Source organism: Gordonia sp. ABKF26 (assembly GCF_041103195.1).
Classification (GTDB): domain Bacteria; phylum Actinomycetota; class Actinomycetes; order Mycobacteriales; family Mycobacteriaceae; genus Gordonia; species Gordonia terrae.
Genome location: NZ_JBGCVZ010000003.1, coordinates 1403164 through 1429673 on the forward strand (window position 1 = coordinate 1403164; position 26510 = coordinate 1429673).

Here is a 26510-nt window from a genome sequence, read left to right on the forward strand (position 1 = left end):
GATTGTGGCGATCGCGGGTCCGGTCGGCGGTGAGTCCGGGGTGCCCTGCGATGCGATGTGTCCAACGCTAGGCGGGTGGCGCCGTGGAGTGATCATCGCGAGACACAACGGGATGGTTTCGCAATACTTGGTAACGGTGCGATAACGACGATGCGTGGGGCCGCATGGCGGCGATGAGCAGGGCTGTCGGTCTCGCGGAGTAGCCTCCTCGCGACGAGAGGGGCATGCCTTGCCTGACGACACCATAACGATTGCCGACGGTCGGGCGCGCTGCCTGTGGGCGGCGCGGGAGCCGGAGACCACCTACCACGACACCGAATGGGGATTTCCGATCGCCGGCGATACGGCGCTGTTCGAGCGCGTCTGCCTCGAGGGTTTCCAGTCGGGGCTGAGCTGGCGGACCATCCTGACGAAGCGCGAGAACTTCCGGGCGGCGTTCGCGGGATTCGACATCGAGCAGGTGGCCCGATTCGCCGACGCCGACGTCACCCGGCTGCTCGCCGACGCCGGCATCATCCGGCACCGCGGCAAGATCGAGGCGTCGATCAACAACGCGCGCCGGGCGATCGAGCTCATCGACGAGCACGGGTCGCTCGAGTCCTACTTCTGGGGATACGCCCCTGCCGGGGAGCATGAACCCGGCTCGATGACGACCTCGCCCGAGTCGGTGGCGCTGTCGAAGGACCTGAAGAAGCGCGGCTGGCGGTTCGTCGGTCCGACGACGATGTTCGCCCTCATGCAGGCGACCGGCATGGTCAACGACCACGCCTACGACTGCGTGATCCGGGCGGACGTGGACGCGGCGCTTCGGGCCGCCTATCCCCAGCGATTGTAGACAATCTGACAATATGCCATCATCCCTGCATGACCGCCCAGATCGGCATCGGGATGGTGTGCCCGTTCGACATGGCTCTCGATCGTGAGCTGTGGCGCTGGATGCCGGACTCGGTGTCCCTGTACTTCACCCGCACCGGGTTCATCGACGCACCCGTCGACGTCGAACTGTGTCGCGACCTGAACAATCACGCCGAGATCGCCGCCGCGGTGCGAGCCGTGTCGTCCGTCGGACCCCGTTCCTTCGGCTACGCCTGCGCGTCGGGCAGCTTCGTCTACGGGATGGCGGGCGCGCTCGAGATCTCGAACTGCATGGTCGCAGCCGGTGCCGACCGGGCGGTGACGACATCCGAGGCCCTGATCCGCGCCCTCGACGCGCTGGACATCGGCACGCTCTCGGTCGCGACCCCGTACACCGCGGCGCTCACCGGGCTGCTGTGCGACTTCCTCGCCGAATCCGGCCGGGGCGTCGTCGCGCAGGCGGGACTCGGTCGTGACCACGAGATCTGGACGATCCCGTACCCCGTGACCGCAGACCTCATCCGGGCCGCAGACCACCCCGACGCAGACGCGATCTTCGTGTCCTGCACCAACCTCTGGACCTACGACATCCTCGCCGGCCTCGAAGCCGAGCTCGGCAAACCGGTCCTGTCGGCGAATCAGGTCACCGCCTGGGCGACACTCTGCGACGCCGGGGTGCTCGGTGACAGCGCCGGGTTCGCGGGCGCGTCGAGCGGCCACTCGCAGGCGCTGTTTGCCCGTAGCATGGCCGCATGACCTCGAGCGCGGCGGCTTTCGGCGAAGCAGGCACGGCCAAGTACGTGAGCCTGACGACCTATCGCAAGGACGGCACCGCGGTGACCTCACCGCTGTGGGCGGCGCTCGACGGCGACCGTCTCGTCATGTGGACCGTCGCTGACTCATGGAAGGTCAAGCGCCTGCGGCGCGACCCCCGCGTCGTCGTACAGGCCTGTGATGTTCGGGGCCACAAGACCTTCGGCGAACCCGTCAGCGGTACCGCCGAGGTGCTCGACGAGGCCGGCAGCGACAGCGTGAAGCGCGCTATCGCCCGCAAGTACGGACTGCTCGGCAAGATCACCATCCTCGGCAGCAAGATCCGCCGCGGCAAGCACGGCAGCGTGGGGATCGTCATCACACCCGCGGCATAGGCTCCCCGACCGGGCGGACCGAGCGAGACGTCAACGCGGCGTCAATAACGGTGCGGTCCGCGTATGGAACGCGTTAAGGACTCTCCCGCAGCCGGCCGGGTTGCGTGATCCTTCGATGTGGCCACCGAACGGTGGGTGTCGATGTGATCGGAGAGTGACTGCGTGGCGGACCTCGTGTACCTGCTGCCGGCCGTCGTGGGGTTCGCCCTGTGTGTGCTGGCCGTACGGGCCCTCGACGTCAGGACCAAGTCGTGACCGCCGACGGGGTGACAAACGTCGTGCTGCTGGCCCTGGCTGCCGTGACGGTGCTGTTCCTGTTGGTCGCGCTCGTGTTCCCGGAGAGGTTCTGACCGCGTGAACACAACTGTTGCGGGACTGCTCCAGGTCGCCGCTCTCGTCACCATCCTCGCCGTCGCCTACGTCCCACTCGGTGACCACATGGCCCGGGTGTACACCGGCGACAAGGACCTGCGCGTCGAGCGCGTCCTCTACCGGATGGCGCGGGTGGACCCGCGTCGTCAGCAGACCTGGGTGGGTTATGCGCTTGCGGTGCTGGCCTTCTCGTTGATCTCGTTCCTCGTCGTCTACCTCCTGCAGCGTCTCCAGGGTGTCCTGCCCTGGTCCGACGGCAAGCCGGGTGTGTCGCCGTCGATGGCGTTCAACACCGCGATCTCTTTTGTCAGCAACACCAACTGGCAGTCGTTCTCGCCCGAGGTGGTGATGAGCAACCTGACGCAGATGGTCGGGTTCGCCGTCCAGAACTTCGTCTCCGCAGCGGTGGGCATGGCGGTCGCGATGGCGGTCATCCGCGGCATCGTGAGTCGTCGTGGGACCGGCGAGATCGGGAACTTCTGGGTGGACCTGGTGCGTGGATCGATCCGAATCCTGCTGCCGCTCAGCCTGGTCCTCGCGACCCTGCTGATCACGCAGGGCCTGGTCCAGTCCTGGCACACCGGGTTCGGGTGGACCACCCTCGACGGTGCCGATGCGCGCAGCATGCTCGGTCCGTTCGCCTCGCAGGAGGCCATCAAGGAACTCGGCACCAATGGGGGCGGGACGCTGTCGGCGAACTCGGCACACCCGTTCTCGAACCCCACGCCGCTGTCGAACCTGCTGGAGATCACCGCACTCCTGCTGATCCCGGTCTGCCTGACGCGCACCTACGGGACCCTGGTCCGCGACCGGCGGCAGGGTCTGACACTGCTGGCCGTGATGGCCGCCATCTGGTCGCTGATGCTCACCCTCGTGTGGGTCTTCGAGAGCCGCACCGCCGGAAGCGCTTCCGCGGCCGCCGGGGCGATGCTGGAGGGCAAGGAGGTCCGGTTCGGGATCCCCGGATCAGCCCTGTTCGCGGTCTCGACCACCGGCACGTCGACCGGCGCGGTGAACTCCGCGCACGACAGTTTCTCGGCGGTCGGCGGCGGCGCCGTCCTGTGGAACATGCTCCTCGGCGAGGTCGCACCCGGCGGCGTCGGGTCGGGTCTGTACGGCATCCTCGTCATGGCGATGATCACCGTGTTCATCGGGGGGCTGCTCGTCGGACGCTCACCGACCTTCCTCGGCAAACGCATCGGACAGCACGAGATCACCATGGCGGCACTGTATGTGCTGGTGATGCCTGCCCTCGTGCTGACCGGCACCGGGATCTCGATGATCCTGGGATCGACGACCGAGGCGCAGGGCAACAGCGGGGACCCGGGGAGTCCGGGCTCGATCCACGGCTTCAGCGAAGTCCTGTATGCCTACGCCTCGGCGGCCAACAACAACGGCAGCGCCTTCGGTGGCCTCACGGCGACCGGTGACTGGTTCCAGGGTTCGCTCGGCATGGCCATGCTGCTCGGCCGGTTCCTGCCGATCGTGGTGGTGCTCGCGCTGGCCGGACTTCTCGCCCGGCAGATCCCGCGCGGCGGCGGCACCGCTGCACCTGCCGTCGCACCCGTCGCCGTCGCGGTGAACCGCGCGAGCGGATCGTCGACCGCGGTGGTGCCCGGGCCGACCGAGATCGCTCCGGATGTCGGTGCGTCGGAGGCGCGCTCGACCCTGCCCACCTCCGGTCTCCTGTTCGGATTCCTACTGGCCGCGACCATCGTGCTCGTCGCCGGACTCACCTTCTTCCCGGCCATGGCGCTGGGACCGATCGCCGAGGCACTCCTGTGACCACACAATTCGTCCCCACCGACGAACCCGCGACGCCGGGCGCCGCGAAGTCCGATGAACCGGCATCGCCACTGATGTCGCGCGGCGCCTTCGACATCCGCTCGCTGGTGACGTCGATGCCACTCGCGCTACGGAAGCTCGCCCCGCGGGCCCAGGCCCGGAACCCGGTGATGTTCGTCGTGTTCCTCGGAGCCGTCGTCACCACCGTGCTCGCGGCGCTGCATCCGTCCTGGTTCAGCTGGACCGTCGCCGCCTGGCTGTGGTTCACCGTTCTGTTCGCCAACCTCGCCGAGGCCGTCGCCGAGGGGCGTGGTCGCGCGCAGGCCGACAGCCTTCGAAAGGTCAAGCGCGACACGGTCGCCCGCAGACTGATCGACGGCGATGACGTTGCCGGGGTCGGGGCGACCGAGGAGATCTCCGGCAGCGACCTGCGGGTCGGCGACCTCGTCCTGGTCGAGGCGGGCGAGGTCATCGCCGGCGACGGCGACGTCGTCGACGGGATCGCCACCGTGGACGAGTCGGCGATCACCGGTGAGTCCGCGCCGGTCGTCCGTGAATCCGGTGGCGACCGGTCGGCGGTCACCGGTGGAACCGTGGTGCTCTCCGACCGCATCGTCGTCCGGATCACCACGGCACCCGGGGAGACCTTCGTCGACCGGATGATCGCCCTCGTCGAGGGTGCCGCCCGCAAGAAGACCCCCAACGAGATCGCGCTCGACATCCTGCTGACCAGCCTGACGGTGATCTTCCTGCTCGCGGTGGTCGCGGTCGCGCCGATGCAGGAGTACGCCGGGCAATCGCCCGATCCGGTGAAGCTGATCGCGCTACTGGTCTGCCTCATCCCGACCACCATCGGCGCCCTGCTCAGTTCGATCGGGATCGCGGGCATGGATCGGCTGGTTCAGCGCAATGTCCTGGCCATGTCGGGACGCGCGGTCGAGGCGGCCGGTGACATCGACACGCTGCTGATGGACAAGACCGGGACGATCACCTACGGCAACCGCCGCGCCACCGACCTGAACCCGGCACCGGGAGTGTCCGTCGACGAACTGGCGCGTGTCGCCTGTCGGTGCAGCCTCGCCGACGACACACCCGAGGGGCGCAGCATCGTCGAACTCTGCCGGTCCGCGTACGGCGTCACGACGGACGGCGGGGCCGACACGACCATCCCGTTCACCGCGCAGACGCGGATGAGCGGCGTGGATTCCGACGACGGCGGTGCACTCGTCGAGTACCGCAAGGGCGCCGCCGATGCGGTCGCCCGATGGGTCGCCGCCGGCGAGGGCACCGTCGACGACACCGTCGCCGCCGATGTGGAGCGGGTCTCGTCGGCGGGCGGTACACCGCTCGTGGTCGGGGTTCGCACCCACGGGCAACCGGCCCGGGTCATGGGTGTGATCGCGTTGTCCGACGTGGTGAAACCGGGCATGACGGCACGGTTCGCGCAGCTGCGCGCGATGGGCATCCGCACCGTGATGGTGACCGGCGACAATCCGCTCACCGCCCGGGCGATCGCGACCGAGGCAGGCGTCGACGACTTCGTCGCCGAGGCCACCCCCGAACAGAAACTCGACCTCATCCGCGCCGAGCAGGCCGCCGGACGCCTGGTCGCGATGACCGGTGACGGCACCAACGACGCACCCGCGCTGGCACAGGCCGACGTCGGGCTGGCGATGAACACCGGGACGTCGGCGGCGAAGGAAGCCGGCAACATGGTGGACCTCGACTCCGACCCGACCAAACTCATCGAGGTGGTCGGTATCGGCAAGCAGTTGCTGATCACCCGGGGTGCGCTGACGACGTTCTCGCTCGCCAACGACCTCGCCAAGTACTTCGCGATCCTGCCCGCCATGTTCACCGCCGTCTATCCGCAGCTCGACGCCCTCAACATCATGGGTCTCCACTCGGCGCAGTCGGCGATCGTGTCCGCGGTGATCTTCAACGCGTTGATCATCGTGGCACTCATCCCGCTGTCGTTGCGCGGCGTGCGCTACCGGCCGGACACGGCGTCGAAGTTGTTGGGCCGCAATCTAGCTGTATACGGGGTCGGTGGGGTCGTCACGCCGTTCGTCGGCATCTGGCTGATCGACCTCGTCGTCCGTCTGCTTCCGGGAATGGGATGACGTCATGAACACTGTCTGGTCCGGCTTCGTCCGGCAATGTGTCGCCGCCGCGGGAATGATCCTGGGTCTCACGCTGATCCTCGGCCTCGCCTATCCGGCTGCGGTGTGGGCGATCTCGCGGGTGAACACCGCAGGCGCGGAGGGGTCGCAGGTCTCCGACGCCGCGCGCTGCCCCGTCGGATCCACGCTGATCGGTCTCGATCCGCAGGTCGAACCGGGTGCGCCCGACCCGTACCTGCACGCCCGGGTCCTGGGGGCTGCCGGCGAGCCGATGGCGACCGGCGATCCGTCGGCGTCGGCGGCGACCAACCAGGGACCCAACAGCGAGGTCCTGCTGACCAACGTCGCCGCGCGACGTGCGCTGATCGCCGAACGGGAGGGGGTCGCACCGGCACAGGTCCCGGCCGACGCGGTGACCGGATCGGGCTCGGGACTCGATCCGCACATCAGTCCCGAATACGCCGGTCTGCAGGTCGCAAGGCTGGCCCGCGAGAACCGTCGCACGTCCGCGGAGATCGAGGCAGTCATCGACGAGCACACCGAGGGCCGACAGTTCGGATTCCTCGGGCAACCACGCGTGAACGTCCTCGAGGTGAACCTCGCGCTGGGTCATGCGCCGCCCGGCTGTCGCGCCCCGTGACCGACGTTAGACTCGGCCGATGACCTCACCGGCCGGACTCTCCGAGGGGCGGGGGACACTGCGGGTGTTCCTCGGCTGTGCACCCGGTGTCGGGAAGACCTACGAGATGCTCGCCCAGGCCCGAACCCTCGTCGACGAGGGGACGGATGTCGTGATCGGCATCGTCGAAACCCACGGCCGGGTGGCCACTGCCGCGCTTGCCGAGGGACTGGAGACCGTTCCGCGCATCAGCCGGTCGTACCGCGGGACGCCGCTGGAGGAGATGGATCTCGACGCGGTGCTGGGTCGCCGACCGCAGGTGGCACTCGTCGACGAGCTCGCGCACACGAATGTCCCCGGATCTCGAAATCGCAAGCGGTGGGCGGACATCGAGGAGTTGCTCGGTGCCGGCATCGATGTGTACTCGACGATCAACATCCAGCACCTGGCGAGCCTGAACGATGTCGTCGCCCAGATCACCGGAGTGGTGCAACGGGAGACCGTGCCCGACGACATCGTGCGCGGTGCCGACGAGATCGAACTCGTCGACATCGATCCGCAGGCGTTGCGGCAGCGCCTGTCCGCGGGCAAGGTCTACCCGGGCGGACGTGTCGAGGGTGCCCTGGCCAACTACTTCCGGCAGGGCAATCTCACCGCGCTCCGCGAACTCGCGCTGCTGTGGCTGGCCGACCAGGTCGACGACAAGCTCGCGGATTACCGTGCGGCACATTCGATCACCGAGACGTGGGAAGCGCGCGAGCGGGTCGTCGTAGCCGTCACCGGCGGCGCCGAGTCGCCGACGCTGCTCCGGCGGGCGAGTCGGATCGCATCGCGTTCGAGCGCGGAACTGCTGGCCGTCCACGTGGTCCGGGGCGACGGGCTGACCGGTGCGGGGATCGACCTCGCCGCGCTCAAGGAGCTCGCCGCGGGATTCGGGGCACGGATCCACACCGTCGTCGGCGACGACATCCCGAGCACGCTGCTGGAGTTCGCCCGCGGGGTCAACGCCACCCAGCTCGTTCTCGGGACGTCGCGGCGACCGAGGTGGCAGCGGATCTTCGACGAGGGTGTCGGGGCCGCCGTGGTCAGCGAGAGCGGCCGCATCGATGTGCACATGGTGACCCATGACGAGACGACACGACGGTCCCGGCTCGACATCCGGGACACCCGCTTTCACCGGCCGTTGAGTTGGGTGTTCGCGGTCGTGGTCCCGGTCGGTCTCACCGGGCTGCTGCAGGCACTCGATCCGTGGTTGGGCTTCGCCAGCCAGTCGGCGCTGTACTTCGTTGCGGTGCTCGCGGTGTCGATGCTCGGCGGCATCCTGCCGGCTGCTCTGTCGGCAGTGATCTCGGGGTTGCTGCTGAACTTCTTCTTCACCGACCCGCGATTCACGTTCACGATCAGCCAGCCCGACAATCTGATCACCATCCTGGTCATGCTGATGATCGCGATCGCGGTTGCCGCGCTGGTGGATTCGGCAACCGTCCGGCGCGCGCAGGCGCAGGACGCCGCGCGCGAGGCCGAGTTGCTGGCGCTGTTCTCCAGCGTCGTGCTCGGCGGTGCCGACGTGCCGGTCCTGCTGGAACGATTCCGCGAGACCTACGACCAGTCGGCGGTGGCGGTCGTGCGGCGGACCTCACGCTCGACTCGCACGGTCGAGGCCGCGGTGGGCTCCTCGCCACCGGCGACACCCGAGGACGCCGATACGGTGTGCGTCGTGCCCGGCGAGACGTTCGAACTGCTCCTGCGTGGACCGAAACTCGGTGCGCGGGACCGCCGTGTACTCGCGGCGGTGGCCGGGCAGGCCGCGGGCGCGGTGCAGCGTCACGCCCTGGAAGCCGAGGCGGCGACGGCCGAGGCGCTCGCGCGCACCGACGAGTTGCGCCGAGCCCTGCTCTCGGCGGTCAGCCATGACCTCCGGACACCACTGGCCGCGGCGAAGGCCGCGGTGTCGAGCCTGCGCAGCGACGACGTCACCTTCAGCGCCGAGGACACCGCAGAACTGCTGGCGACCGTCGACGAGTCGGTCGACCACCTCACCTCGCTGGTGGGGAACCTGTTGGATTCCTCCCGGCTCGCCGCGGGCGCGGTCCGGCCGCACCGGCAGCGGACCTTCCTCCCCGAGGTCGTGCATCGCGCCGCCGCGGCGGTGGCCCGACTCGATCCGGAGCCCGCCCTGTCCTTCGACCTCGGGCACGCCTGGGCCTACACGGATCCCGGATTGCTCGAACGTGCGCTGGCGAACCTCATCGACAACGCGCGGCGCCACGCCGGCGGCCATGTGGAGGTCACCGCCGGGTTGACCGCGGCCGACCCGCCCCGATGTGTGATCCGCATCGTGGACCACGGGCCGGGTCTCCCGGTCGAGGACCGCGACCGGGTCTTCGCGGCCTTCCATCAGGGAGGTGACACCAGCGGCGCGTCGTCGGGGGTGGGTCTGGGGTTGTCGGTGGCACGGGGATTCGTCACCGCGATCGGGGGAGTGCTCGGCATCGAGGACACGCCGGGTGGCGGTGCCACGATGGTCGTCGACCTGCCCGCGACCGATGACGACGCTCCCGTGGTGACGGGAGGGCCGGTCGGATGAGTCCGGAGAAATCGACGACCGACAAGACGAGGGTCCTGGTCGTCGACGACGAGCCGCAGTTGTTGCGGGCCTTGCGGATCAACCTCAACGCGCGCGGCTTCGCGGTGACGACCGCGGCCACCGGTGCCGCCGCGCTGACGGCGGCGGCGCGGGAGGACCCGCACGTGGTGGTGCTCGATCTGGGCCTGCCCGACATCGACGGCCTGACGGTCCTCGAGGGGTTGCGCGGATGGACGACCGTTCCCGTCATCGTCCTGTCGGCGCGGACCGACGCCGCCGACAAGGTCGTCGCCCTGGACTCGGGGGCCGATGACTACGTGACCAAACCGTTTGGCATGGAGGAGTTCCTGGCCCGGTTGCGGGCCGCACTGCGGCGTGGCTCCGCGTCGAACGCGACGTCGGAGTCCCCGGTGGTGGACGCGGGCGCGTTCGTCGTCGACCTCGCCGCGAAACAGGTGACTCGCGGGGGAGTTCCGGTCCATCTCACGCCGACCGAGTGGGGCATCCTGGAACTGCTGGTACGTCACGAGGGAAAGCTGGTGTCGCAGAGCGACATCCTGACCTCGGTCTGGGGTCCGGGATATCTCGGGCAGAGCAACTATCTGCGCGTCTACCTGGCGAGCCTGCGGCGCAAACTCGAAGAGGATCCAGCACATCCCCGCCACCTCCTCACCGAGGCCGGGATGGGCTACCGGTTCGTCCGGTCGGGGCCGGGATGATCGCCGCCTCCGACATCCCGGCCGGATTGTCGGATCAGGCCGAGTTGGGGCCGCTCTGGACGGACTGGCTGCGACGCCTCCCGGTCACGATCTCGGGACTCCTCGACGAGTGGGCCCTGCGCCGCGACGGCGACGAGTTGTGGCACGGGTTCGAATCGCTCGTGGTCCCGGTGTTCGATCGCGAGGGTGCGCCGGCTGTCCTGAAGGTGGCGTTCGACGGAGACGACGAGGGCGCGCACGAGGCTCTGGGACTGCACCATTGGCACGGTCGTGGGGCGGTGCGAATGCTGCGCGCCGATCCCCGTCGCCGCGCGATCCTCCTCGAACGACTCACCCGACGCGACCTGACGACCGTCGACGACGACGAGGCCTGTCTGGTGGTCGCCGGTCTCTACGGCCGGTTGCACATCCCGGCGCCGGGCCGGCTCACGCCACTCACCGCGCATCTGGAGCGGTGGCTGGACGACCTGGCCGGCATCCCGCGCGACGCGCCGGTGCCGAGACGCTTTGTCGAGCAAGCGCTCTCCCTCGGCCGGGACTTCCTCGCCGACGCCGCCACCGTGGGCGTCATCGTGCACGGCGACCTCCACCACGAGAACGTCCTCGCCGATGCCGACGGCCGCTGGGTCGCCATCGATCCCAGCCCGATGTCGGGTGATGCACACTACGAACTCGCCCCAATGCTGTGGAACCGTCTGGACACGCGCGCTTCCGACGTGCGATACGACATCCGCCGGCGCTTCTCCACGATCACCGACGCAGCGAACCTCGATCCGGATCGTGCGCGCGACTGGGTCATCGTGCGGATGATCCTCAACGCGCACTGGGCGATCGAGGATGCCGAACGTGCGTCGCGCGCACTGCGCCCGACCGACCGTGAGTGGATCACGACGTGCATCACGGTCGCGAAGGCAGTGATCGACTGACCGTGCGTCCGATCCTGTTGACTGGGTGTCGTGTTTCGTCGACTGTGCGTCAGTTCTCGTCGACCGTGCGTCCGATTGTGTCGACTATGCGTCGGATCCCGTTGACTGTGCATTGTTGCGGCCTCCGGTTTCTTCGACAGTTCGCCTCCTGTGGGGTTGAACCGGCGCCCCTTCCGCTGGTTGAGCCCCCAACCCGCTGGTTGAGCCGGCCCCGAGCGGAGCGAGGCGCCGTGTCGAAACCACCTGGTGACCCGAGGAACTCAGCCACCCGCGAACCCGGCCAGAACCATACTGCAACTCGCAGAGTTCATTTCGTCGACGACGATCTCACCTGCGGTGGAGACTCTTTCGAAATTGTCGGTGGTCGGGTTTACATTGGTTGGTAACAAGTCACCCAGCTGGGCGGGTGACGAAACAGGCGTCGGGGGGCGTTGTGAGGGTGTGGACCGATCTGCCGGGCGAGTTCGTCGCCGGGGTCGATCCTGCCCACGCCGCCGAGACCGACATGGTCATGTTGATCGCCGGCCTCGACGCCACCCGACGCGGAGAGTCCTATCTCGCCTGGCATCGATATCAGACGATCGCGGCGATGACCGACCGCCTGGTCACCACCAGCGCGTCGGGATTCGTGATGGACGGCCACGCCGACTGCGCCGCCCGGATCGCCCGCCAAGCCGCGGTGTCACGACGGCAGGCCGAAATCTTGATCGACGACGCTATCGCGCTACGAGACCGGCTCCCCGAGGTCGCGGACACCCTGCGTGACGGGATCCTGTCGCAGTGGCAGATCCGGCTGATCCTCTCCCGCACCGAGCTGATCCCCGCCGACGACCCGATCACCCCCGGCCTGGATGCCGAGATCGCCGCGACGATTCGCCGGCGCTCGGGCGTGTGGGACCGGGCGCGGCTACGGGACATGGTCGACCGACTGGTCTTCCGGCACGACCCCGATGCGGTACGCCAACGCCGCAAAGACGCGATGGACCAACGTGGGGTGTGGACCCACGAACTGCCCGACGGCACCGCCGAACTCACCGCGGTGATGTCGGCGGAGAACGTGCGGATCTCGGCCAAAGCCGTCGCCATCCTCGCTGACTCCGTCTGTAAGCGAGACGGTCGCAAGCGCGGGCACCGCCAGTCGGATGCGATGTTCGCGCTGCTGACCCGCACGGCATTCGAGTGCCAGTGCGACGATGAACAGCCGTGTACCGCCGACATCCCGGACCCGCAGAGCGTCCTCGACGCGGTGCGCGCCGAGGTCGTGATTCATGTGGTGACCGATGCCGCGACCCTGGCTGGTGCGCCGGGGGTGGGGTTCCTCGACGAGCACGGCATAGTCTCCGATGAGCATGTGCGTGACCTCGCGGCCCGCCCGGACGCCACGCTGTCCCCGGTCACCCCGGCCCGCACCCAACCGACCTATGTGGCCCGCAGCAGCGACGATGCACAGCGGCGGACCGCCGGGCGCCCGGCACCAGACGTGACACCGCAGTCCGACAGCGAGAACTATCGCACCGCAGTGCAATTCGACGGATCGACCGATGCCGCCACCGCAGCGGTCGCAGTGGTGTATCCGGCGACCCATCCCGGCAACGGGTACCGGCCGACCACGTCGTGTGCCGACTTCGTGCGGGTGCGGGACGGGTATTGCACCGAACCCGGCTGCACCCGTTCAGCGTTCGCCTGCGATCTCGACCACGTCTCCGAATACGACCACACCGACCCTGCCCGGGGTGGGGCGACGTCGAGTGAGAACCTCAACGCCAAGTGCCGCCCCGGGCATCTCTTCAAGACCTATGGGGAGTGGGTGGATGTGCAGTACCGCGACGAAGACGGACGCCTGGTCACCGAATACGAGACCCCCGAAGGGGTCACCCTGCCCGGGGATGCCGAAACCTTGGAAGACACCTTCCCGAACCTGCGGCGTATCCGGTTCGAACAAGCCGCCCAAGCCCCACCCACCCCGCGGGTGATCACCTCCGACGACAACCCGGAGCGCCCCCATAGCCGACTGGACGCCAAACTGGCCCGCCGGCGACACGAACGCGCCCGCAACAAACGAGCCCGCGAAGAACTCGACCGCATCGACCCGCCGCCGTTCTGACGAGACCGGTGGGTGGTTTCGACACGGCTTAGTCAGCAGGCGGAGAGGTGAACAGGCTCCCGAGGCCGGGCACCTCGACCGAGAGACCGGCAAGCCGGAGCCCCTCCCACGCGGTGACCTGGTTGGCCGTGAGCACGGGTTTGCCGACGTAGGCCTCGAGGTCGGTGATCCACATCGCGGTGTGTAATGCGGTGTCGGGAACCACGATCGCCTGTGCCGAATCGCAGTCGGCAGCCGCGAGCATCTCGAACAACCCGTCACCGTCGAACGTGCCTGCCTCGGTGGCGGTCCCGATGTCGTTGGCGCGGAGGGCCACGACCTCGACACCGGCGTCGGCGAGGAACCCGATGAACCGGGCGGCCAGCGGCTCCGGGTAGGTCGCGGCGATCGCGACCCGCGACAGGCCGAGATGCCTGCACGCCCCGGCGAACGCCAGCGATGTCGACGAGGCCGGACGGCCCGCCCGGTCGGCGACGTCGGCGGCCTGGCGTCGGGCGCCGTCGAAGCCGTAGACGAAACTGCCGGAGGTGCACGCCCACATGACCGCCGACGGATGGTGGTCCAGCGCTCGCCGAACGCCGTCGGCGAGGCGGCCCCGTTCGCCGACCGCCGCCATGGCCTCGACGGTGTGATCGTCGGAGTCCACCTCGGTGATGAGGACCGGCAATCGGACCCCGAGGGAGGGTGCCGCGGCACCGATGGCCGCCTCGATGAGTTCGTAGTCGTCCTCGGCGGCGTGGCCGGGATACAGCATGGCGACGGCAGTTGTCACGCCCACACCTCCAAGGTAGATTGTCAACAATCTACCAACTCTCCGAGGGGGCGCATGTCGGACGCCACGCGGTGGCTCAGCGCCACGGAACTGGCCGAGGCCTACCGTACCGGTGCGCTCACACCGGAGACGGTGGCGACGGAGCTGCTCGACGCCATCGAGGACGTCGATCCGCCGATCAACGCGTTCTGCCTGGTCGACCGGGACCGGACGATGGCTGCGGCCGTGGAATCCACGGCGAGATTCGCGGCCGGGACGCCCATCGGTCCACTCGACGGAGTGCCAGTCTCGATCAAGGACCTCCTCCTCACCGCCGGATGGCCGACACTGCGCGGTTCGCTGATGATCGAACCCGATCAGATGGTGTGGGACACCGACGCGCCTGCCGTTGCCCGTCTGCGTGAGGCCGGCGCGGTGTTACTCGGCAAGGTCACCACGCCGGAGTTCGGCTGGAAGGGCGTGACCGACAGTCCGCGGACCGGTGTCACCCGCAACCCGTGGGATACGACGCGGACATCGGGCGGGTCGAGCGGGGGCAGTGCCGCGGCCCTCGCCGCCGGTCTGGGGCCGCTGTCGGTCGGCACCGACGGTGGCGGTTCCATCCGTATACCGGCCGCCTACTGCGGCGTCGTCGGGTTCAAACCCACGATGGGACGGGTGCCGATGTATCCGCCGAGTCCGTTCGCGCCGGTGGCACACGTCGGCCCGATGACACGGACCGTGTCGGATTGTGCTGCGCTGCTGGATGTTTTGAGCGGATTCGACGCGCGCGACTGGTCCGCCCTGCCCCCGTCGTCGACGAGTATGGCCACGGCGGTCCACGAGGTTCGCGACCTCGCGGATCTCCGTGTCGGGTACAGCGCCGATCTCGGATTCGGCTCGAATGACCCAGGTGTCCAGGCGAATACCGATCGGGTCGCATCAGTCCTCGAGCAGCTCGGGGCGACGGTGGAGAAGGTCGATCTGGGCTGGGATGACCCCGCCTGGGCCTATCACGTCATCTGGTTCGCCGGTGCCGGCGTCGTCGTGCGGGGGCTCGGCCCGCATGCCGCCGAGCGGGTGGACCCGCTGCTGATCGAAGCGCTCGAGCGCCACCGCGACCTCAGCGCGGCCGATGTCGTCGGTGCCACCGCCCTGCGGATGGAGATGGGCACCCAGATGAGCCTTCTCCACCAGGAATTCGACGTCCTGCTGACCCCGTCGATGCCGACCGTCGCATTCGGGGCCGGTCGCACGGTTCCCGACGGGTCGGCATCTCCCGACTGGACCTCGTGGAGCCCCTACACCTACCCGTTCAATCTCACCGGCCAACCGGCGATCTCCGTGCCGAGCGGATTCGCCGATGGTCTGCCGACCGGGGCGCAGTTCGTCGGCGCACGCCATCATGACGCAACCGTTCTGCGCGTCGCGGCGGCGTACGAGGCGGCCGCCGGCTTCACCATGTTGGGGGATCGGCCGTGACGGAGGAACAGCGGACGGGTGCACGGTCCCGAGATGACCGATTCATCACCGTGACACTGGAGAAGCGAGGCGTGCGCGCGGTGGCGCGGATGCTGGATGCCGAGGCGCCGCGCACCGCCGCCGCGGTCTGGGACGCACTGCCGCTGGGAGGGCAGGTTTTTCACGGCAAGTTCGCGCGCAACGAGATCTACACGCTGCTGCCGGCCTTCGCTCCGGCGGAACCGGGGATGGAGAACACCACCATCACCCCGATCCCGGGTGATCTGTGCTATTTCACTTTCGACGGGGTGCTCGAGAACCCGGCCTACGGCTACGACAGCGGATCGGCCCCCGCCGAGCATCGGCTGCTCATCGACCTCGCGGTGTTCTACGGCCGCAACAATCTGCTGGTCAACGGCGATGTGGGCTGGGTCCCGGGCAATGTGTTCGCGACCATCGTCGAGGGTCTCGACGAGTTCGCAGCTGCCTGCAACGACGTCTGGATGGGCGGCGCGCGCGGGGAAACACTGACTTATGCGCGCCATTCACGGTAAGAAAGAGGGGATGACGGTGACGATGAAGGTGGGGGCCGAGACTCCGGGTCCGGAGGATCCGGGGGTTGATCGGACCGTCGTTCACCAGCCAAAACAGAGCAAATCGCCACGTCGCCGGGTGTTGTCGCCGCTGGTTCAGGAATCGACACCGGCGATCATCGCGCGTAAGTTGCACGATGCGATCGCAAACGGGGACTTCGCACCCGGCTCGCAACTGACGGAGTCGGGGCTGGCGGCCGACCTGGGCGTCAGTCGTGGTCCCCTCCGCGAGGCCATGCAGCGTCTCACCGCCGAGGGGTTGCTGGTCAGCCACCGCAACCGCGGGCTGTTCGTGGTGTCGATGGAGGACGACGACATCCGGGACATGTACGTAGCGCGGACCGCCGTGGAACGTGCTGCCGCGCAGCAGGTGATCGCGCATCGCGAGCAGGAGGCGGTGCAGGCGCTGGGTGAGGCCGTCGACGCGATGCGTGACCACATCGGCGAGCCCAACGGCGCCGGGATGGCGGAGGCGGACATGGCTTTCCATCAGACCCTGGTGGAATACGCCGGAAGTCAGAGGCTTTCGCGCCTGCACGAGACGATTCTCGTGGAGACGCGAATGTGCCTGCGAGCCATGCGGGGAACGTATTCCTCGGGAAAGGATCGGATCGACGAACACCAGGCGTTGGTGGACGCCATCGCCGCGGGAGATGCCGCGGCGGCGGATGCTCTGATGATCGAGCACATGGCCGACGGGTTGCGTCGCCTGATCGGTGACGGCGAGGACGCCGCAAACCTTCAGGTGGCCAGGGGCTGATCGCCCGCGGCCGGAGAGCACACAGTCGAGAACGTCGCTGAGTGCATCTCGTGGGTCCACCGAGCGCTGCACGACGAGCTCGACCCTCAGCGGCCCCACGAATCAGGAAGCGCAGATGAGCGACACGACGACAGCAGACACCTACGAGCAGCTCGCACCGGACCCGAACTCTCCCGAGGGCAAGAAACTCCTCCGAAAGGCCATCGGCGCCTCGGCGATCGGCAACGCCACCGAGTGGTACGACTACGGCGTCTACGCCGCGGCCTCGGTCTATCTGACCCAGGCATTCTTCCCGGGCGATTTCGGAACCGTCGGCACCATGCTCGGTTTCGCGATCTCCTTCGTGCTGAGGCCCCTGGGCGGCATGGTCTGGGGACCCATCGGCGATCGTATCGGCCGCAAATCCGTTCTCGCGATGACCATCCTGCTCATCTCCGGCGCGACCGCGCTGATCGGTCTGCTGCCCACACACGCGTCCATCGGCTTCTGGGCGCCGGTCCTGCTGATCCTGCTCAGGGTGATCCAGGGCTTCTCCACCGGCGGTGAATACGGCGGTGCCGCAACGTTCATGGCCGAGTACGCGCCCGACAACAAACGCGGCAAGTACGGATCGTTCCTCGAATTCGGAACGCTGGCCGGCTTCTGCGGCGGCACACTGTTCGTCCTGCTGTTGCAGCTGGCGCTGACCGACAGCCAGATGGACCAGTGGGGCTGGCGTATCCCGTTCCTGCTCGCTCTCCCGATGGGCCTGATCGGTCTCTACCTGCGGTCGCAGATGGAAGACACCCCCGTGTTCCAGGAACTGGAGCAGGACAACGAGATCAAGGGGTCGGCCTGGACCCGGTTCAAGGACCTGCTGGTCAACTACCGGCGTCCGATCATCACGATGTTCGGTCTGGTGATCGCGCTGAACGTCGCCAACTACACCTTGCTGGCCTACCAGCCGACCTATCTGCAGAACACGATCGATCTGTCCGAGACCTCCGCCAGCGTCGTCAACCTCATCGGTCAGCTGGTCATGATGTTGCTGATCCCGTTCTTCGGATGGTGGTCGGATTCGACGGGCCGCAAACCGATGTGGTGGGGTTCGCTGATCGGCCTGTTCGTCCTCGCCTTGCCGCTCTATTGGCTGATGGGGCAGGGGTTCGCCTGGGCGATCGTGGCATTCGTCATCCTGGGCGTGCTCTACATACCGCAGCTCGCGACCATCTCGGCGACATTCCCGGCGATGTTCCCGACGCAGGTCCGGTACGCCGGTTTCGCGATCTCCTACAACGTCGCGACCGCCGCCTTCGGCGGCACAGCCCCGCTGGTCAACGATGCCGTCGTCGAGAGCACCGACTGGAACCTGTTCCCGGCGGTCTACATGATGGGCGCGTGTGCCATCGGCATGGTCGCCCTGTGCTTCCTCAAGGAGACCGCGGGTGCCTCGCTCCGCGGTACCGAGATACCGAGTCTCGAGAACGATTTCACGTCCTTGCAGAAGCAGAAAGCGAACTAGGGGCCGAGCAGCCGCATCGCGGCGAGGGCGTACGCTCTCGCCGCGGTGACCAGATCGGCGATGGCCACCGACTCGTCGGGCTGATGGGCGTCGGTGTTGATGTTGCCCGGACCGAGGACGATCGACGGGACGCCGAGGTCGCGGCTGACGAACCCGCCGTCACAGGCGGCGGTCCAGCCGCCGACCGACGTGTCGGCACCGGCATCGATGACCGCGCCGACGGCCGTGGTGACGAGCGGATGTGCGGCGTCGGTGGCGAAACCGGGCATCTCCATGGTCACCCGGACGTCTACGGTGATGCCGTCGGTGTCTATCCCCTTCTCGCGGATCGTGGTTCGGAGCATCTCGGCGATCCGATGCGGGTCCTCGTCGGGCATCAGTCGCCGGTCGATGCCCAGCGAACAACCTGGTGCGACCACCGAGATGCCCTGTCCGCCCGTGATGGTCCCGACATTCCAGGTTCCGTGACCGAGGAGGTCGTCGGCGATCTGAGCTAATCGCTCGCCGTCGGCACGGATGATCTCGACGATGGCGGCCGCGGCGTCGATGGCACTCCGCCCGTCCGCGGGGCGTCCCGAGTGCGCGGCGCGTCCGGTGACCTCGATCTCGATGTACGACGCGCCGCGGCAGCCGCGGACGACCTGCAGATCGGTGGGTTCGGCGACCACGCAACCGAGGAACTCGTGGTCGGCGGGACGGCCGACGAGATCTCGCACCCCGATTCCGTGTTCCTCCTCGTCGACTGTGCACACGAGGCGGACCGGCCCGGAGAGTTCGACACCGACCTCGGCGGCCCGGGACACGGCGCTCATCGCGGCGACGACGGCGGCGAGCCCGCCCTTCATGTCGGTGGCACCGCGCCCGTAGATGCGGCCGTCGCGGATGCGGACCGTATACGGGTCGGCCGACCAGTTGGGGCCGGCAGGAACGACATCCGAGTGTCCGAGGAACATCAGGCCCGGCGATGTCCCGGCACGGACGGTGGCGACGAGATTCGGTCTGCCGGGTGCCACCTCGTGCGTCGACACATCGAAACCGAGTTCGCGGCAAGCGTTCTGGAGCACGGCGACAGCGGCCGACTCGGTGCCGCCCGGGTTCTCGCTCGGCGCCTCGACCAGCGCCGAGGTGAGCGAGGTGATCGCAGCCTCGTCGATGAAACCGAGTACTGCGGACTCGGCTGCGGTCAGGTCCTGTTCACCACTCACCCGGCCATCTTCTCAAGACTGGCCGTGAGACGTCGAACACCCTCGTCGATTCGCTCGGGCGTGCTCGACGCGAAACACAGACGCATCGAATTGCGGAAGCGGCCGCCCGGTGACAGCGCGGGTCCGGGGATGAACGCGACCCCGTCGGCGAGGGCGACCTCGAAGAGTTCCCGCGTGTCGATCTCGGCGAACTCGTCGCGCAGCGTGACCCACAGGAAGAAGCCGCCCTCGGGATTCGTGGTCACCACCCGATCGCCCAGATGACGCCCGATGGCGTCGAGCATGGCGTTCTTGCGCTCCCGGTACAGCACCCGGATCCCGGCGAGGTGGTCCTCGAGACCGCCGCGTGCGATGTACTCCGCGACGATGTGCTGGTTGGGCACGTTGGTGCAGGTGTCCATCGCCTGCTTGCCGTTGATGAGCAGTTGACGCAGTGACGGATCGGCGTCGACCCAGCCGACCCGCCAGCCCGGGGCGAGGATCTTGGAGAAGGTGCGCACCGAGAAGATCAGCGGATCACCGGGACTCAGGGTCTGGAAGGTCGGGATGTCGGTGCCGGCGAACCGCAGCAACCCGTACGGGTCGTCGTCGATGATCACCGACCCCCAGGTGTGCGCCAGCCGCAGCAGCTCGCGGCGTCGGTCCTCGGACATGGTGACGCCGGACGGATTCTGGAACGTCGGGATGGTGTAGATCGCCTTGGGCGTCTGACGGGTACGAGCAACCAGCGCCTCCAACTGATCGACCTGCATGCCGTCGTCGTCGACGGGCACCTCGAGCAGTTGCGCGCCATACGACAGCGCGGTGGCGCTGCCGTTGGTGTACGTCGGGGACTCGACGACGACCAGGTCGCCGGGGTCGACGAACAGCTTGCAGGCGAGGTCGAGTCCTTGCATCCCCCCGGTGGTGATGACCAGCCGGTCCAGGGACGACGGATCGGGAGTCGTGGCCAGATAGTCGACGAGGAGCTGCAGCAGTCGGGGCTCGCCCTCCGTCGCCCCGTAGGTGAACGACGTGTTGTCCAGGATCTCCCCGGCGATCTGCCGGAACTCGTCGGCCGGCACGGCCTCGTCCGCCGGCGAACCCATCGCGAAACGCACGATGTCGTGGGACTGCGCGGCCAGCAGCGAGGTCGACGAGTCGATCATCGAACCGACGAGGTCCTTGGCGCGGCCCGCCAGCGGCAGTGTCGGTGCCGAATGCCGGTTCTGGTAGGCGGTTTCGGTTGTGGTCATCTCGTCACCTCGTCTCTCTGTGGCTACTTCTGGATCAGTTCGCGGGGGAAGTCGGTGAAGGTCTCCACACCGGTCGGGCTGACCCGGACCGACTCGGACAGTTCGAAACCGTAGTTGTCCATCCACATTCCGCAGACGATGTGGAAGGTCATGTTGGTCTCGAGCACCGACTCGTCCTCGCTGCGGATGCTGATGGTGCGCTCACCCCAGTCGGGCGGATAGCCGATCCCGATCGAATAACCCAGACGTGAGGGTTTCTCGAGGCCGTACTTCGCGAGCGTCCAGTTCCACGTGGAGGCGAGTTCGCGGGTGGCCACGCCCGGTTTGATGGCCTCCAGCACGTTGTTCAACCCCTCGGCGGTTGCTTTGGCGACGTAGTCGAGGTCCTTGCTCGGGGTGCCCAGCGATACCGTGCGGGCGAGCGGACAGTGGTATCGGCTGTGCGCACCGGTCAATTCGATGACCACCGCCTCGTCTTCGGCGAAAGTTCCCTGATGCCAGGTGAGGTGGGGGGTGTCGGCCGCCGCGCCGGTGGGCATCATCGGGACGATCGCCGGGTAGTCGCCGCCGTACTCCGGGGTCCCGGTGATCTGCGCCTGCGAGATGGCCGCCGCCGCATCGCATTGCCGGACACCGATGTCGATGGTGTCGATGGCGGCGCGCATCGCCTTCGAGCAGACCATGCCCGCCTGGCGCATGAGCTGCACCTCGGCTTCGGACTTGACCGATCGTACCCAGTTGACGAGTTCGAAGTTGTCGACGAGCTTCCACTCCGGGATCGCGTTGAAGAGCGCGCGGTAGGCCTTGGGGGAGAAGAAGTGCGAGTCCATCTCCAGGCCCACCGACCCGGTGTTGGACGCCGGGGCGATGAGGTGACGCTGACGCAACGACCAGGCGACCCAGTCGAACGGGTGCAGGTGCGGCCGGTGGACGTAGCTCTCCGGATAGCCGACGATCTGGTCGGCGGACAACCACGTCGTGCGGTGTGCGCCATGCGCATCCATCTCGCGGGCGTAGAAGACCATCTCGCCGTCGATCGGCACGAACAGCATCTGCGGGGTGTAGAACGACCAGGCGTTGTACCCGATCAGATAGAAGATGTTGGCCGGATCGGTGACGATGATCGCCGACAGACCCTGTCGGTCCATGAGCTCACGGACTCGGGTCAGGCGCTGTTCGTACTCGCTGTCGGTGAAGAGCTGAGCCCCCAGGTACATGGTCTTCGCGCTCCTGTCTGAACGGGACTGGTTCCGGGAAGTGTTGTCAGCGACGGGGAATCGGCGTGGCCGTGTATTTCACGTCGAGGAACTCCTCGATGCCCACGCGTCCGCCTTCGCGGCCGAGTCCGGACTCCTTGACACCCCCGAACGGGGCTGCCGGATTGGACACGGCGCCGGTGTTGACCCCGACCATACCGGTTTCCAGCGCAGCCGACAGTCTGGCGCAGCGGTCGACGTCCTGGCTGAACAGATAACCGACCAGCCCCCATGGGGTGTCGTTGGCCAGCGCGAGGACCTCGTCGTCGGCCGCGGGATCGCCCGGGTCGTCGGCGTCGCCGAACGGGATGATCGCGGCGACGGGTCCGAAGATCTCGGTGCGCGTGAGATCCGCGTCGAGCCCGACATCCGTCAGGACGGTCGGCGGATAGAAGAAGCCCGGGCCGGCCGGGTTCTCGCCCCCGCAGACGACCGAGGCGCCCTTCGCCACGGCGTCGGACACCAGTGCCGAGACCTTCTCGACGGCTCTCGATTCGACGAGAGGCCCGACCTGGACGCCCTCGGCCGCACCATCACCCACCCGCAGCGCGGACATCTTCGCGGCGAAGGCATCGGTGAACTCGTCGATCACGCTGCGGTGCACGAAGACCCGATTGGCGGCCGTGCACGCCTGGCCGATGTTGCGCATCTTGGCGAACATGAGTCCGTCGACGGCTCGGGAGATGTCCGCGTCGGCGCACACGATGAACGGCGCGTTGCCGCCCAGTTCCATCGACGTTCGCATGACCGTCCCCGCAGCCTGGCGCAGGAGGAGTTTCCCCACCTCGGTCGACCCGGTGAAGCTGATCTTGCGGGCGAGTCCGCTCTCCATCCACTCGGTGACGACGGTCGACGGGTCGCTGGTGGTGACGACGTTCAGCACCCCCGACGGCAGACCCGCCTCGACGAGGATGTCGGCCAGCAACAGCGTGGTGAGTGGGGTCAACTCGGCCGGTTTGAGAACCATGGTGCAGCCGGCCGCGACCGCAGGCCCTATCTTGCGGGTTCCCATGGCCAGCGGGAAGTTCCACGGCGTGATGAGGATGCACGGCCCCACCGGCTGCCTGGTCACCACGATCCGGTGCGATCCGTCGCCGGTGGTGGTGGAGTCGCCGCCGATGCGGACCGCCTCCTCGGCGAACCAGCGGAAGAACTCGGCGCCGTAGGCGACCTCGCCCTTGGCCTCGGCGAGGGGTTTTCCCATCTCGGCGGTCATCACCGCGGCGATCTCGTCCACCCGCGCCATGATCAACTGATGTGCGCGGTAGAGGATCTCGCTGCGGTGGCGGGGCGAGGTCGCGGCCCAGTCGGCCTGATGTGCCGCCGCGGTCTCGAGTGCGCGCCGGGCGTCGGTGGCGTCGGCGTCGGCCACTCGGGCGAGTACGTCGCCGGTGGCCGGGTTGACCACGTCGAATCGCTGACCCGAGGCGGCCGGGGTCCATGTTCCGTCGATGAAGAGATCGGTGCTGACGCGCGACACGACATCGGGTGCGGAGTGGGGGGTTGCGGTCACTGAGGCGGTCACGGTCGTACTCCTCGGAGGTCGGTGGTTGTGTCGGGTGCTGAGGTGAGCAGTTCGGCGAGATGGACTCCGCGGACACGGCCGGGGGCGAGGCCGTCGTCCACGGTCGCGAGGTGTTCGACGGCCATCGCGCAGCTGAAACCGTCGGTGATCACCGGCCGGTCGGGTGCTTTCCGCAGGGCCGGAGCCAGACTGTTCTCGGCGACGGCCATGCTGACCTCGTAGTGCCCTCTCTCGAAGCCGAAGTTGCCGGCGACACCGCAGCATCCGTCTGCGGTGTGCACGGTTATTCCGAGCGCCTCGAGAGCGGCGACGCCCACCCGGGCGCCGAACACCGAGTACTCGTGGCAGTGGGTCTGCACCGTCACCTCATCGGGTAGGGGCGGTGGTCGCCACCCCGCGTCGAGCAGTGCGGGAAGGTGGGCGGCGAAACTCCGGACGCGTGCGGCGACGCGACGTGCGGCCTCGGTCGGGACGAGTTCGGGCAGATCCTTCGCCAGGGCCGCGGCGCAACTGGGTTCGACCACCACGATCGGCCGGTCCGTCCCGTCGTCGAGATCGGCGACGGTGCGACGCAGCACCTTTCGGGCCCGATCCAGCTGTCCCGTCGAGATCCATGTGAGACCGCAACAGTTGTCGGCCGTACAGCCGACGGGATCCGACGCACGGTCGACGGGGTGGGCGGCTCGGAGGATCTCGGCCACGGCGGTGGCCACGTGCGGCCGGAAGGCGCGGGTGAAGGAGTCGACGAACAACACGACCGTGGAACTCGCGTCGACCGGGGAGAGCGCCCCGAGGTGGGTGCGCCGCGCCCGTCGGGTGGCGAACGCGGGCATCGTGCGCCGGGGGTCGAGTCCGCCTGCGCGCGCGGCGAGACCGCTGAGCCGGGATCGCAGTGCGCGGTTGAGGACCGGTGCCGTGAGCCCGGCCGCCGACAACCACGCGGGCATCCAGCCGAGGGAGTAGTGCGACAGCGGCCGGAGCCGGCGCCGATAGTGGTGATGGAGGAACTCGGACTTGTAGGTGGCCATGTCGACGCCGGTCGGGCAGTCGGTGGAACAGGCCTTGCAGGACAGGCACAGGTCCAGGGCCTCGGCGACATCGGTCGACCGCCAGCCCTCGTCGACGCTCGGCGCGGTGCGGACCATGTCCTGCAACACGCGCGCCCGGCCGCGGGTCGAGTCCTTCTCGTCGCGAGTGGCCTTGTAGCTCGGGCACATCACCCCGCCGGAATCCGCACGGCACCTCCCCACGCCGATGCATCCCTGTACGGCGTGCACGAACGGGTCGAGCAGGGGGAGTTCGGGTCCGAGATCGAAAGCCGTGGGCCAGCTCCGGCGCGGCACCTCGGCGAGAGCGAGGTCGGTGGTGATCGGGGGCGGGTCGACGATGCTGCCCGGGTTGAGAATTCCGTGCGGGTCCCAGATCGCCTTGAACCGGGCGAAGGCCGACATCATCGCCGGGGTGTACATGACGGGCAGCAGCGCCGATCGGGCCCGCCCGTCACCGTGCTCGCCGGACAGCGAACCGCCGTGGCGCACCACGAGTTCGGCGGCTTCGGCGCAGAAGCGTGCCATCACCGCACGACCCTCGGGGGAGCGCAGGTCGAATGTGATCCGCACGTGCATGCAACCGGCGCCGAAGTGCCCGTACATGACGCCGGTGAGGCCGTGCCGGTCGAGCAGTTCGGCGAAGTCGTCGAGGTAGTCTGCGAGTCGTTCGGGTGCGACGGCGGCGTCCTCCCAGCCCGGCCAGGATTCGTAACCGTCGCCGATGCTCTCGTCATCGGGATCGGCGAGGCGCGACGACAGCCCCGCGCCGTCCTCGCGAACCCGCCAGAGTGCCTTGCGGCGGGCCGGGTCGTCGACAACCGTTGCGTCGATCATCCGACCCTGCGCGCGCAGGTGATCCAGAAGGCGTTTGGCGGTCGCGGGCACGTCGGCCTCCGACTGCACGGTGGCACTGTGGTCGTCGAGATCGATGAAGAGCCATGCGGATCCGTCGGGCAGACCGGCGACAGACTCGCGGCCACGTCGCGCCGCCATCGTCGCGACGATCTTACGGTCGATGCCCTCGATGGCCGACGGCGCGAACGGGAGGATCGCCGGGACATCTCGGGCGGCGTCGGCGGGGGAGCGGTAGCCCACGCACAGCAGGAGTTGCGAGGTCGGGACCGGCACGAGCGTCACGGTCGCCGACACGACGATCGCGCAGGTTCCCTCGCTGCCGACGAGGGTGCGCGCCACGTCGAACCCGTTCTCCGGCAGCAGCTTCGCGAGATGATAACCGGAGACCTGTCGCGGAATGGTCTCGAGCTGGGTGCGCAGGATCGCCAGGTTCGCGGCGGTCAGGTCACGCAGCGACCCGGTGATCTCGGCCGCTCGCGCCCCCGCCGCGGCGTCGGCGGGATCGGTGGCCCGCAGGCCGTCGCGGGTTGCGGTGAGCAGCAACCCCTCTGCTGTGACGAGATGGAGTTCGACGATGTGATCGCTGGTGCGGCCGTGTCGGACCGAGTGATTGCCGCAGGCGTCGTTGCCGATCGCGCCGCCCAGCGTCGCGCGCGACGCCGACGACGGGTCCGGCGCGAACGTGAGCGTACCGCCGGTGGCGGCTCGTGCCTCGGCGGCGAGGGTGGTCAGGACGATTCCCGCGCCGGCGACCGCGGTCGCGGAGTCGGCGTCGACCGACAGGACCCGGTCGAGATGCCGGGACAGGTCGATCACGACTCCGGGTCCGATCGCGTTGCCGCCCATCGAGGTCCCGCCGCCGCGGGGGACCACCGGGATCCGGCGGTCATGACACCATTCGACCACCGTCGCGACCTCTGTGGCGGTGCGGGGGAAGGTGACGGCGAGCGGTGGGACCCGGTAATTGGACGCGTCGTAGGAGTATTCGGCGAGGCGACGCGTCGAGGAGTCCGCGTCGACACCGAGTTCGGCGAGTTCGGCTGCGATGTCCACCCGTGGCATGTGTGACCGAGCTGTCGGT

General features: G+C 68.2%; 21 protein-coding genes. 15 read left to right on the plus strand and 6 right to left on the minus strand.

From position 1 onward, the window contains the following. Positions 1-229 precede the first annotated feature (229 nt). From AB4Z55_RS06920 to AB4Z55_RS06970, 11 genes are all read left to right on the plus strand, one after another. On the plus strand, positions 230-835 hold the full coding sequence (locus tag AB4Z55_RS06920) for a DNA-3-methyladenine glycosylase I (RefSeq protein WP_004021308.1): 606 nt from the start codon (positions 230-232) through the stop codon (positions 833-835). A 29-nt stretch (positions 836-864) separates the two neighbouring features. After that, the gene (locus tag AB4Z55_RS06925) at positions 865-1611 is read left to right on the plus strand and encodes a hypothetical protein (RefSeq protein ID WP_064569959.1); all 747 of its coding nucleotides are present in this window, start codon (positions 865-867) and stop codon (positions 1609-1611) included. Next, positions 1608-2003 (plus strand): PPOX class F420-dependent oxidoreductase, encoded by a 396-nt coding sequence (locus tag AB4Z55_RS06930; protein WP_004021310.1) that lies wholly within the window; start codon positions 1608-1610, stop codon positions 2001-2003. The genes AB4Z55_RS06925 and AB4Z55_RS06930 overlap by 4 nt, the downstream gene beginning before the upstream one ends. A 251-nt stretch (positions 2004-2254) precedes the next feature. Beyond that, positions 2255-2353, plus strand: a complete 99-nt coding sequence (locus AB4Z55_RS06935; protein WP_369519455.1) for a potassium-transporting ATPase subunit F — start codon at positions 2255-2257, stop codon at positions 2351-2353. 4 nt (positions 2354-2357) lie between these two features. Further along, entirely contained in the window at positions 2358-4160 is a 1803-nt protein-coding gene (gene kdpA, locus AB4Z55_RS06940; RefSeq protein WP_369519456.1) for a potassium-transporting ATPase subunit KdpA, read from the plus strand. Between the two features lie 74 nt (positions 4161-4234). Next, a complete protein-coding gene (kdpB, locus tag AB4Z55_RS06945; protein WP_369520989.1) occupies positions 4235-6283 on the plus strand; it encodes a potassium-transporting ATPase subunit KdpB in 2049 nt (682 codons plus the stop codon). A 4-nt stretch (positions 6284-6287) separates the two neighbouring features. Then, entirely contained in the window at positions 6288-6923 is a 636-nt protein-coding gene (locus tag AB4Z55_RS06950; protein WP_369519457.1) for a potassium-transporting ATPase subunit C, read from the plus strand. Positions 6924-6942: 19 nt separating this feature from the next. Then, a complete protein-coding gene (locus tag AB4Z55_RS06955; RefSeq protein ID WP_369519458.1) occupies positions 6943-9489 on the plus strand; it encodes a DUF4118 domain-containing protein in 2547 nt (848 codons plus the stop codon). Then, complete coding sequence (locus AB4Z55_RS06960; RefSeq protein ID WP_239403841.1) at positions 9486-10208, plus strand: response regulator; 723 nt, start codon at positions 9486-9488, stop codon at positions 10206-10208. Before AB4Z55_RS06955 ends, AB4Z55_RS06960 begins: the two co-directional genes overlap by 4 nt. Then, a complete protein-coding gene (locus tag AB4Z55_RS06965; RefSeq protein WP_369519459.1) occupies positions 10205-11134 on the plus strand; it encodes an aminoglycoside phosphotransferase family protein in 930 nt (309 codons plus the stop codon). The genes AB4Z55_RS06960 and AB4Z55_RS06965 overlap by 4 nt, the downstream gene beginning before the upstream one ends. 439 nt (positions 11135-11573) lie before the next feature. Next, positions 11574-13238 (plus strand): DUF222 domain-containing protein, encoded by a 1665-nt coding sequence (locus AB4Z55_RS06970; RefSeq protein WP_369519460.1) that lies wholly within the window; start codon positions 11574-11576, stop codon positions 13236-13238. Between the two features lie 28 nt (positions 13239-13266). On the opposite strand, the gene AB4Z55_RS06975 is transcribed toward AB4Z55_RS06970, so the two are convergent. Continuing rightward, positions 13267-14010, minus strand: coding sequence for a maleate cis-trans isomerase (locus tag AB4Z55_RS06975; protein WP_369519461.1), 744 nt, complete (start codon positions 14008-14010; stop codon positions 13267-13269). A 54-nt stretch (positions 14011-14064) separates the two neighbouring features. Between AB4Z55_RS06975 and AB4Z55_RS06980 the strand changes: the two genes are divergently transcribed. From AB4Z55_RS06980 to AB4Z55_RS06995, 4 genes are all read left to right on the plus strand, one after another. Then, positions 14065-15471, plus strand: a complete 1407-nt coding sequence (locus AB4Z55_RS06980; protein ID WP_369519462.1) for an amidase — start codon at positions 14065-14067, stop codon at positions 15469-15471. Next, positions 15468-16004, plus strand: a complete 537-nt coding sequence (locus tag AB4Z55_RS06985) for a DUF3830 family protein (RefSeq protein ID WP_004021320.1) — start codon at positions 15468-15470, stop codon at positions 16002-16004. Before AB4Z55_RS06980 ends, AB4Z55_RS06985 begins: the two co-directional genes overlap by 4 nt. 10 nt (positions 16005-16014) lie before the next feature. Beyond that, positions 16015-16803 carry a GntR family transcriptional regulator gene (locus AB4Z55_RS06990; protein WP_369519463.1) on the plus strand — a complete coding sequence of 263 codons (789 nt, stop codon included), beginning with the start codon at positions 16015-16017 and terminating at the stop codon, positions 16801-16803. A gap of 115 nt (positions 16804-16918) precedes the next feature. Next, positions 16919-18304: an MFS transporter gene (locus AB4Z55_RS06995; RefSeq protein WP_239403836.1), complete on the plus strand. Its 1386-nt coding sequence runs from the start codon at positions 16919-16921 to the stop codon at positions 18302-18304. On the opposite strand, the gene AB4Z55_RS07000 is transcribed toward AB4Z55_RS06995, so the two are convergent. From AB4Z55_RS07000 to AB4Z55_RS07020, 5 genes are read right to left on the minus strand one after another with little or no spacing between them, the layout of a single operon-like run. After that, positions 18301-19509 (minus strand): M20 family metallopeptidase, encoded by a 1209-nt coding sequence (locus AB4Z55_RS07000; protein ID WP_369519464.1) that lies wholly within the window; start codon positions 19507-19509, stop codon positions 18301-18303. The two genes, AB4Z55_RS06995 and AB4Z55_RS07000, sit on opposite strands and share 4 nt — an antisense overlap. Then, a complete protein-coding gene (locus tag AB4Z55_RS07005) occupies positions 19506-20744 on the minus strand; it encodes a PLP-dependent aminotransferase family protein (protein ID WP_369519465.1) in 1239 nt (412 codons plus the stop codon). The genes AB4Z55_RS07000 and AB4Z55_RS07005 overlap by 4 nt, the downstream gene beginning before the upstream one ends. 23 nt (positions 20745-20767) lie before the next feature. After that, positions 20768-21961 carry a M24 family metallopeptidase gene (locus tag AB4Z55_RS07010; RefSeq protein ID WP_004021325.1) on the minus strand — a complete coding sequence of 398 codons (1194 nt, stop codon included), beginning with the start codon at positions 21959-21961 and terminating at the stop codon, positions 20768-20770. Between the two features lie 46 nt (positions 21962-22007). Beyond that, positions 22008-23513, minus strand: coding sequence for an NAD-dependent succinate-semialdehyde dehydrogenase (locus AB4Z55_RS07015; RefSeq protein ID WP_033206139.1), 1506 nt, complete (start codon positions 23511-23513; stop codon positions 22008-22010). Between the two features lie 8 nt (positions 23514-23521). Beyond that, positions 23522-26491, minus strand: a complete 2970-nt coding sequence (locus AB4Z55_RS07020; protein ID WP_369519466.1) for an FAD-binding and (Fe-S)-binding domain-containing protein — start codon at positions 26489-26491, stop codon at positions 23522-23524. Positions 26492-26510: the final 19 nt, after the last annotated feature.